General features: G+C 62.0%; 4 protein-coding genes and 4 pseudogenes. 5 read left to right on the top strand and 3 right to left on the bottom strand.

Annotated features, from left to right (window positions below; genetic code table 11):
* Positions 1-172 precede the first annotated feature (172 nt).
* The 4 genes and pseudogenes from LUZ64_RS35995 (at position 173) to LUZ64_RS36010 (ending at position 3,510) form a co-directional block, all read left to right on the top strand.
* A pseudogene (locus LUZ64_RS35995) lies at positions 173-931 on the top strand (transposase family protein).
* 102 nt (positions 932-1,033) lie between these two features.
* Positions 1,034-1,743 (top strand): annotated as a pseudogene (locus LUZ64_RS36000) (transposase family protein).
* A 547-nt stretch (positions 1,744-2,290) separates the two neighbouring features.
* Positions 2,291-3,265 carry an endonuclease/exonuclease/phosphatase family protein gene (locus LUZ64_RS36005; protein WP_211305150.1) on the top strand — a complete coding sequence of 325 codons (975 nt, stop codon included), beginning with the start codon at positions 2,291-2,293 and terminating at the stop codon, positions 3,263-3,265.
* Positions 3,266-3,276: 11 nt separating this feature from the next.
* Complete coding sequence (locus LUZ64_RS36010) at positions 3,277-3,510, top strand: hypothetical protein (protein WP_143593420.1); 234 nt, start codon at positions 3,277-3,279, stop codon at positions 3,508-3,510.
* A 969-nt stretch (positions 3,511-4,479) separates the two neighbouring features.
* Here the strand turns inward: LUZ64_RS36010 and LUZ64_RS36015 are convergent.
* Positions 4,480-4,824, bottom strand: a complete 345-nt coding sequence (locus LUZ64_RS36015) for a histone-like nucleoid-structuring protein Lsr2 (RefSeq protein ID WP_095584229.1) — start codon at positions 4,822-4,824, stop codon at positions 4,480-4,482.
* Positions 4,825-5,429: 605 nt separating this feature from the next.
* Positions 5,430-6,632 carry an IS110 family RNA-guided transposase gene (locus tag LUZ64_RS36020; protein WP_170116916.1) on the bottom strand — a complete coding sequence of 401 codons (1,203 nt, stop codon included), beginning with the start codon at positions 6,630-6,632 and terminating at the stop codon, positions 5,430-5,432.
* 247 nt (positions 6,633-6,879) lie between these two features.
* Between LUZ64_RS36020 and LUZ64_RS38140 the strand changes: the two are divergent.
* Positions 6,880-8,290 (top strand): annotated as a pseudogene (locus tag LUZ64_RS38140) (IS701 family transposase).
* A 15-nt stretch (positions 8,291-8,305) separates the two neighbouring features.
* Here LUZ64_RS38140 and LUZ64_RS38145 read toward each other — a convergent pair.
* Positions 8,306-8,788: pseudogene (locus LUZ64_RS38145) on the bottom strand (hypothetical protein); the annotation flags it as partial.
* Between the last annotated feature and the right edge of the window lie 191 nt (positions 8,789-8,979).

An 8,979-nucleotide genomic window follows, 5' to 3' on the forward strand; every position in this document is an offset into this window, starting at 1 on the left:
GGACGTATCACCTCAGTCGGTGGCACCACCCGCCGGAACAGCACCCACAACTCGTCCGGCACCAGTCGCTCCACGAGATCCGCCATGCACGGCTCAACGAACGATCACGCCATAAGAAACGACGTCTAAATGGTGTCTTGTAAGGCCTGGCCAGGCGCGTGATGATCTTGGTGTGGGTGTTGTGGTGACGGCGTCCGAGCCGGGCTGGGTAGGGCTGTTCGCAGGTCCGGGCGAGCGGCGGTTCCGCAGGCTGGTTGGTCTTGTGCGCCGCTGGGGTGGTGGTGGTCGGCCGTGGGGGCTGCCGCTGGAGGACTGGGTACTGCTGTGGCCGCGTGTTGGCAGACGAACCTCACCATGCGGCTGCTCGGCCCGCTGTTGGGGACTTCGAAGTCGGCCGCAGACCGGGTCACCGACCACATCGCTCCGCTCCTCGCGCTGGCACCGGTCCGCCGCCAACACCCGGCGGGCACGGCGCTGATCGTGAACAGAGCCCTGGGCCCCACCCGCGACCGGAGCGTGGCCACGACCTCCAAGAACTACCGTTACTCGACAAACCCACAGGTCATCAACGACGCGAACAGCCGTCTGGATAGTCGCGGTCAGCCGCCCGTTATCCGGCAGCCGGCACGATGCCCAGGCCTATGGCGAGTCCAGCGTGGACCAGATAGTGAGGAACGCGCCACTCCTGGGTTACGGCGGCTACCACGGCACGGCCGCGCCCATTCCGCACGGGCCCCAGTCCAGCCGACCTCTCACCCCCGAACAGCAAGCGGACAACACCGTCCACCGCAGGGCCAGAGCCCGAGTGGAACATGCCTTCTCCCGGATGAAGACCTTCACAATCCCCCGCGACCACCGCCCGCACGGCGACGGCCTCCACCAGGCCCTACTCGACATCGCCCGACTCCACAACCTCACCCTCGCGGGATAGCCCACGAGTACACGAGAGACACCTCAACCTGCCCCAACAACCCATTACGGGACATCAATTAAAGCGTGTTGCAGAAGGCTATGGTCAGGGCATTTCTTTGGTCTGGCCGGTGTGTTGAGGGCTGAGTGGTTGTGGGTGGAGACGTTCACTGGGCTGCGGATCGGGCGGCCGTGATGTCTGCCGCTGGCGGACCGGGTGCTGGTCGTGGCCGTCTACTACCGTACGAACCTCACGATGCGGCAGCTGGCGCCGTTGTTCGGGGTGTCGCCGGCGACCGTCTGTAGGGTGATGCAGCGGCTGCGTCCTCTGCTCGCTCTCGAGCCGGCCTGCCGGTCGGTGGATTCTGCGGACCGGTTGTGGATCGTGGAGGGCACCCTGATCCCGGTGCGGGACCGGCGGATCGGCGCCTCGAGCCGCAACTACCGGTTCTCCGCGAACGTGCGGGTCTCAATCGATGCCGACACTCGTCTGGTCGTAGCCTCGCATGGCCAGCCCCCGGCGACAGGGCTGACTCCCAGGTCTGGCGGAGCTCCGGTCTGGCGGAGCGATGCCAAGGCGTCACCGTGTTCGGCGACGGTGCCTACATCAACACCGGCCTGATCGTCCCGCACCGAAAATGCCCCAGCCGGCCCCTCCTGGCCGGGGGAAAAAAAGACAATGCCAAGCACCGCAGGCTCTCCGTGCTCGCATCGAACACGCCTTCGTTCGCATGAAGAACTACAAATCCTCCGCGACTGCCGACAACTGGCGACGGTCTCCACCATGCCCTCCAAGCGGTCGCCCACATGCACGACCTCACCATGGCTGCATGATCAGAAGTGCTTGGAGCAGCTCTGACCTGTCCATTCACAGCCTTCTGCAACACGCTTTAGACCACCAGCGGCGTTGCTATGTGCACAACCCCGCTTTCCACTCACTGACCTGAACCCAAAAAACCGCAGCACCCTTACCACCACAGACCAGTTACCGGATTAGAAGAAGATTTGCAGGCTACAGTGGGGCCCCCAGAACGCCTTGTACTTGATATCCGATTCTACGACGAAATATCGCCGATTCCTTGATCGCGAATATGCCATCAGAAAGCAGGAAGGCCCCGGCGACGGTACGCTTAGACGACGCCTAGTCAATTCCATAGATAATAGATCCAGGGCAGTTTATCCTAATCAATTAACAGAGAAGGTGTCATAGTAGGTAAGGAAAATGCCCTCGATAGTCTGAGAGATCTTCGTATTTTGTATTTCATAGAATGAATGTGAGTCGAGTGTAATGAACATAAAAGCAATCGCATCCGCTTCGTGTGTGGGCTTACTCCTTTCCATGGCTGGCGGCCAAGCTGTAGCTGGTAGCAATGTACCAAAAATGGCTGATAAGGCAAAATTTAGCGTCATGGCATTCAATATTGAACAACTCCCTAAATCGGTGCCTTGGTGGACACCGGGAACCGAGTATAGGCAGGACCGGGTAAATAATGCAGAGACAGTCATATTAAATAATGACGCCGACGTGGTAGTGCTAGATGAAGCCTTCACTTCCGAAGCCGAAGCTCTCACAAATACGGATAAAATTAAGAATAAGTACCCCTATCAGACTAAGCTTGTCGGGGTGCAGTGCTCTGGAGACGAATGGGACTCGTACTCCGGAGACTGCAGTAGGAGTCTAGTTGTAATCAGCGGCGGAGTGAAGATTTTAAGTAAATTCAAAATCACAGAAAAGCATCAGCTTACATTTGATGATTCGAGTAAGAATAGCTGGGACTATTGGGCCAATAAAGGTGCTGGACTCGTGAAGCTAGATGTCAATGGGACGTCTGCTTGGCTTGCTGGTACGCACCTGCAAGCGGATGAGAAAACGCCGGAAGAAGATCGAAAAATAAGGGTAAAGCAAATAACACAGCTCCGCACATGGGCTACTCAAAAGTCTGGCGGGGCGCCCATCGTGGTAGCAGGGGACTTTAATGTTCCCTACTATGAAATTGATCATAACGATCAGAGCGCACCTAAGAGCGAAGTGAGCGAAGAATTTAAAGAGGCCGAGAAAGAGCTCGGATGTGCGCTCTTCCCACAAGCCAGTTATCCGACTTTTGAGAAAAAGTACACCTACGACATGGTTAAGAATCCACGGGCGAAGCTGAGGCTCGATAAGGAAAACACGCTTGCCAAATACAAGAATGTGCTGGACTATGTCGGGTGCATAAAAGGAGACGCGGCGGCTCCAGCTTTCCCTGATCTAGAAGGAGGCAAGATCCTGGACGACTACAGTGTGCCCTCGGGTGAAAAAGGAGAACTTAAAATACCATCCGATCACTACCCGCTTATCAGCTGGGTGGAACTCTAGAAAGTGCGATCATGAAAATTCGTTACTCCGCTGCCCTGATGCTCTCTGCTGGGTTTGTCGCTCACGGCTTGTTCGTGAATGGCCTAGCCGTTGCAGATCAGCTTGAGCCGTCCGAGAATTGCAAAGTGCTTTATGAAAAATTCTGGAAGTCGAATTCTTTAGAGGAGAGAGAAGCGCTCTCTAAAGAATTCGAGGAAAAATATCCTCAAGAAGTAGAAGAGTGTAGAGAATACTTTTCTCGGTAATCTAACTTATATCCCTGTTGGAAGTGATTGGCATTCGTAACAGGCCGTGATTCATCGATTCAGTAAGGTTTTCTTAGTAAGCGAGTGACCTCTGAACAGCACGTGAAGCCCCTGGTAGGGCGGACTTGCGAAAGTTTCTGCCGGATCCAGGAGGCTTCACGTGGTCTCTCATTGCGGTATGCCCGACGTCCTGCGTCCTGTGCTCGAGTGGCTCGCCCGTCTGCTCGCCGAACACTGGAATTCGATAAGGTACCCGTCGCGACACAAGGGCACTGGGTCCACTGCATGGCCCGGTACGCGGGAATCTCCCAGGTCAGCGATACTCCCCCGGAGGCATCGAAACCCTCGTGGCCGAGGTGCCCGATCTTGCCGGAGTGCTGGCACAGTGCCGGTGCGAGAGCCTGCGGTGCGCGGCCCTGGACGGCAATCTCGTCCGGTGTGACCGTGTGGCCGATGAAACCGAACGCGGCACCGATCTCTGGTACGCGATTCGGATCAAAAACTTCGCAGACAACATGAAGCCCTCGCTATACCCGACGCCACATCTCTGTGAGGTCTCCGATGTCGAGCCCGGCGGTATTCCGGACTGCCACGTTGGCCGACATCGGGTACATCGGCGTCGGCAGTGGCATCCATGTTCTCTTCCACAAGCACCCCGACATTAGCATCGGCGACCAGCCCTAAAACCACTGCCGAGATCTACGCTTCACCGGCGAACGCGCCATGGCCGTACTCAAGCAACGCTGGCGCACCTAGAAAGCTGGGTCGGAGTGCACAATCGCTAAGTTGTGACCATTTTAGGGGCCGCAAAATAAACCGCTCCGGCCGAGTCAGACGACACGGGCCGAACAGCCAGGATGCGATCGAATCAGCCCCAGGTGTTCTCTCGGAGCCGTATGATGAGGCCCCTTTGGTGCCATTTTCCTGCGCGCGTATCCTGGATGCCGGTTTCCGCTCATTTCGATTTGTTTATGTTTTTGAAGGGTGAGCCTTAGTGTAGGCGTCGCGAACATCAGCGGGTACTCGGCCGCGTTCGTTGATGCTGTAGCCATTTTCTTTGGCCCAGGTGCGGATTGCTGCTGTATCCTGGCCGGGGTGGGTGGCTGCGGTGCGCGTAGCTGCTTTCTTGTTTTTCCCGCGCCTGCGGGCGGCATTCACGAAGGGGCCGAATGCTTGGAGCATTTCTTCGTAACTCTCCGGGCTGAGGTCGATTTCGTAACCGATGCCGTCGATGGAGAAGGAGTGCGTGGCGGCGTCTTGAGTCTCCTCTCCTGTCAGGTCGTCGGTGTAGATGGTGATGATCTTCTGGGCCATGAGTGGATTCTAGGCCGGTACGGGGAAGACTGGGGCGTATCTAGCCGAACTCGTGAGGAGTGTTGCCTTCCAAGGACCGGGAGGCAACGGGGTGGGGCTGCCGTCCAGGAATGGGCGCAGGCTGTCTCCGAGCGCGATGAGGTAGGAGGTGCCGGCGCGGACACAGTCTGGGTTGTGGCGCTTGGACGCCTGGCGCAGTCACCGGCGGTACCGGCGGGATAGGTTGGGGCCCATCTGGGGTCTGGGTGAGTGGCTTCTCATCGACGTCGAGGGTGGGCGGCTAGGCTCAGGCGGGTCGAGGTGCCAGGGCCGACGACGTGACGGGACCTTGTTGATGAGGAATGGGTCGGTGGTTGGTTTGAGTGTCTCCGCTCGGTGTGGCTGCGGTCCGAAGGCCTTTCCGGATCCGGGAGGCCGTTGAGTGTGACGGTCTCGTCCTTGTTGCCCTCGACCGCGTTGACCAGTGGGTCGTGTCCTTGGGTTTTGTCTCTAGCGGTAGTTCGTTAATTCCGGTGGCGGGATGGGTTGACAGCAGGTCGTGTTGGTCGTATTCCGGTAGCAGGAGTGAGCTGTCTTGATGGGGGGGGGTGCCCCTATGGGTTTGGTCAAGCTGATGGGGCTGGCTTGGGGTCGTAGAAGGTGCCGTCGCGGAGCATCGCGAAGAGCACGTCGGCTCGGCGTCGGGCGAGGCAGAGGAGGGCTTGGGTGTGGTGCTTTCCCTGGGCGATCTTCTTGTCGTAGTAGATCCGGGAGACCGGGTCGGCCAAGGCAGCGAACGCCGACAGGAAGAAGGCCCGTTTGAGCTGCTTGTTTCCGCGTCTGGAGGGTTGTTCGCCGCGGATCGACGAGCCGGAACTGCGGGTCGCTGGGGCGAGGCCGGCGTAGGCGGCGAGGTGGGAGGCGGACGGGAAGCTGGATCCGTCGCCGACGTCGATGAGGATCCGCGCTCCGGTCCTGACGCCGATCCCCGGCATGGACGTCAGGACCTTCGAAAGAGGGTGGGCCTCCAGCAGTTCCTCGATCCTTGTGGCGAGGAGTTTTCGCTGGTCAAGGACTGCTTGGAGCGAGTTGGCGAGGCTGGGGACGATCAGTGCGGCCGCGTCCGTGCCGGGAACGACGACAGTCTGTTCGTCCAGGGCGGTGAAGATGTCTTCGACCAGCCGCTCGGCCATCCGTGGTGCCTTAGGTCGGAGCAGGGTGACCAGCCGCCGGCGTCCGGCTTTGCGGATCTGGGCGGGGGAGCCGAACTGGTCGAGGAGCTTGAGCACCGCCGGGTGCTGCACTCGCGGGCCCAGGACCCGTTCGAGCGACGGGTGGATTTGTGTCAGCAGTCCGCGCAGGCGGTTGCTGATGCGGGTTGCTTCGCCGGCCAGGTCGTCGTCGAAGCCGACGATCATCTCCAGCTCGGCGCTGGTCTCCTCTTCGAGGTCGACTGAGCGGAGGGTGTGGGGCATGACGCGGGCGGCGTCCGCGATGACGAACGCGTCGCGGGCGTCGGTCTTGGCCTCCCCTGGGTAGAGGTCGGCGATCCGCCGCATCGTCAGGCCGGGCAGATAGGCGACCGGGCAGCCCATGTCCCGGGCCACCGCCAGCGGCAGGGCTCCGATGGAGGCGGGCTGGTCGACCACGACGAGCACGGTTCCGTGCTTGGCCTGCAGTTTCCCGAAGACCTCGCGGAGCTTCGGCTCGCTGTTGGGCAGCCGTTTGTCGAAGGCTTTCTTCCCGGCCGGGGTGACGGCGGTGGCGTGGTGTTCGCCCTTGCCGACGTCCAGGCCGAGGAAGGCGCCGATGTCACTGACGTCGATCACGTGCGTCCTTCGGTCGTCCTCGCCCGGCCGTCCCACGGCACCGATCGCCACATCCACATTACGAAGAGCCTCCCGACCTGCAAAGAAGCCGGTGGTCATGCCCCTAATCAGCGGTCTGTCGATGCCTCCGGAGCCGGTGACACCACCCCCAGGCCATGTGTTCGACAGGGGGAGAAAGTCATGCCAACTCCGGAGGCCGGGCGCCCCATTGCGGGGCCACCAAGAAGGTAATGGGGGGGGGGCGAAGATGACCGCTCGCCATCCGTGTCCGCCCGCGCCGGGACCGTTGGAGGACTACGCGGCCCGGTTCGACGATCTCTTCTTCAGCCTGGCTCAGCGGCGAGGGTTCCGCGAGTACCTCACGGGGCTGCTCGCCCCGCGGGACCGGAACAAGACGCTCACGTGTCTGGCCGGAGCGGTGCCGACGGCCGGTGCCGGCGGTCCGCTGGTGCAGCGGCTGCAGTTCTTCCTTTCCGAGTCCCCCTGGGAGGCCGAACAGGTCAACGACCGGCGACTTGAACTGCTGCGCAAGCAGGAGGCAACGGCACCGCACGACGGCGGAGTCATCGCGATCGACGACTCCGGGGACCGCAAGGACGGCACGGCGACCGCACACGTGGGCCGGCAGTGGCTGGGCCGGTACGGCAAAACCGACAACGGCATCGTCACAGTGACCACCGTGTGGACCGACGGACGGATCTACTACCCGCTGCACACACAGCCATACACCCCCGCCCACCACTTCGACCGCGGCCGGGCCGATCCCGCCTTCCGCACCAAACCGCAGATCTCCGCCACCCTCGCGACCCAGGGCAAGGAAGCGGGCTTCGCCTGCCGGGCCGTGGTGGCCGACTGCGCCTACTCCACGAGCGACGACTGGTAACCTCGCCCTGCGCGATGCCGGGCTGCCCTACGTCGTCGCCCTCAGGCCGCACTGCGGCTCCTGGGCCCGCGCCGACCAGCCGCACACCCCGGTCGACGCCGCCCGCGCCCTGGCCGGCACCAGCCCCGACCACCCGGGCGACTGGACGCCGGTCGAGCGCCACTTCCGCGACGGACACACCGAAACCTGGTGGACCGCCGACGCCCGCCTTGGCGGCTACGGCCCGGACAGCCCGTGCCACCTGGTCGTGGCCACCACCGATCCGGGCAGACTGCCGGAGAACGCCACCTGGTACCTGGCCACCAACCTGCCCCACCCCGACGCCCCGCACGCCACCACCTCCCCGCACCCGCCAGCCAGCCTCGCCGAGATCGTCCGCCTCTACGGACTGCGGCCCTGGACCGAACAGAGCTACAAACAGATCAAGGACGAACTCGGCTGGGCCGACTTCCAGGTCCGTTCCGCCCGCGCCATCAAACGCCACCAGACCCTGGTCAACTGCGCGTTCTCCTTCTGCTGGGACCGGTGGTTCGCACCACCCGGGCCACTGGATACCACTACACCGGATCCCTGTCCCGACGACGGGCCAAAGAGGGGGACCAGCCACACCCCACCAGCCCCAGCCACCCTGCTGGCCCAGGGCCTTACGCGCCGTCCGCGCCTGGCTCACCCCCGCCACCACCCTCCACCGCTGGTGGCAGGCCTGGACGGACAAGGACCCACCCACCGAACTCCAAGCCCTGCTCGACGCAGTCGCCACCGGCAGACCTCTTGACCTCTACCGCCGAAATTAACGAACTACCGGTAGCGTGGCCTCCAGATGGCTGTGACCTGGTCGTCGTTGACCGTGCGACCTTGTCCGGGCAGGGGGTGTTCTCCCTGTCATGCTGGTGCGGTAGGGACCGGGCTCGCCATTTCGAGGGTGTCTGTGCGGGCGATCGCGTTGTCGAACGTGGTTGGCCATCGGCGTCCATTTCCGCTGAGGCCAGCGTGATCCGCGACGGTGGGGCCAGGGCTTGTCCTCCGCGTCGGCTGCCATGACAGCGAGGTAGGCGTGGGCGAGCATGGCCAGGGTGACGTGCCGGTACCAGCCGCTGTATCGACGGACCTTGTACTGGCCCAGGCCGCACTCGTTCTCCGCCGCCTGGAAGCACTCCTCGATTTGCCAGCGAGTTCCCGCGATCCGGACCAGGTCGGCCGCTGTGGAGACCCGCGGTGCGTAGGCGAGGAAGTCTGCGATCTCATCGGGCTTGCTGACGCTGCGGCGGACCAGTGCCCACCGTTGGCGGACGGGGTGTCACCCAGGTAGTCGAACTCGTCCACCTTGCGCAGTTCTAAGACGTCGTTTCTTATGGCGTGATCGTTCGTTGAGCCGTGCATGGCGGATCTCGTGGAGCGACTGGTGCCGGACGAGTTGTGGGTGCTGTTCCGGCGGGTGGTGCCACCGACTGAGGTGATACGTCC

The organism is Streptomyces albireticuli, assembly GCF_021228125.1.
In the GTDB taxonomy this organism is placed as follows: domain Bacteria; phylum Actinomycetota; class Actinomycetes; order Streptomycetales; family Streptomycetaceae; genus Streptomyces; species Streptomyces albireticuli.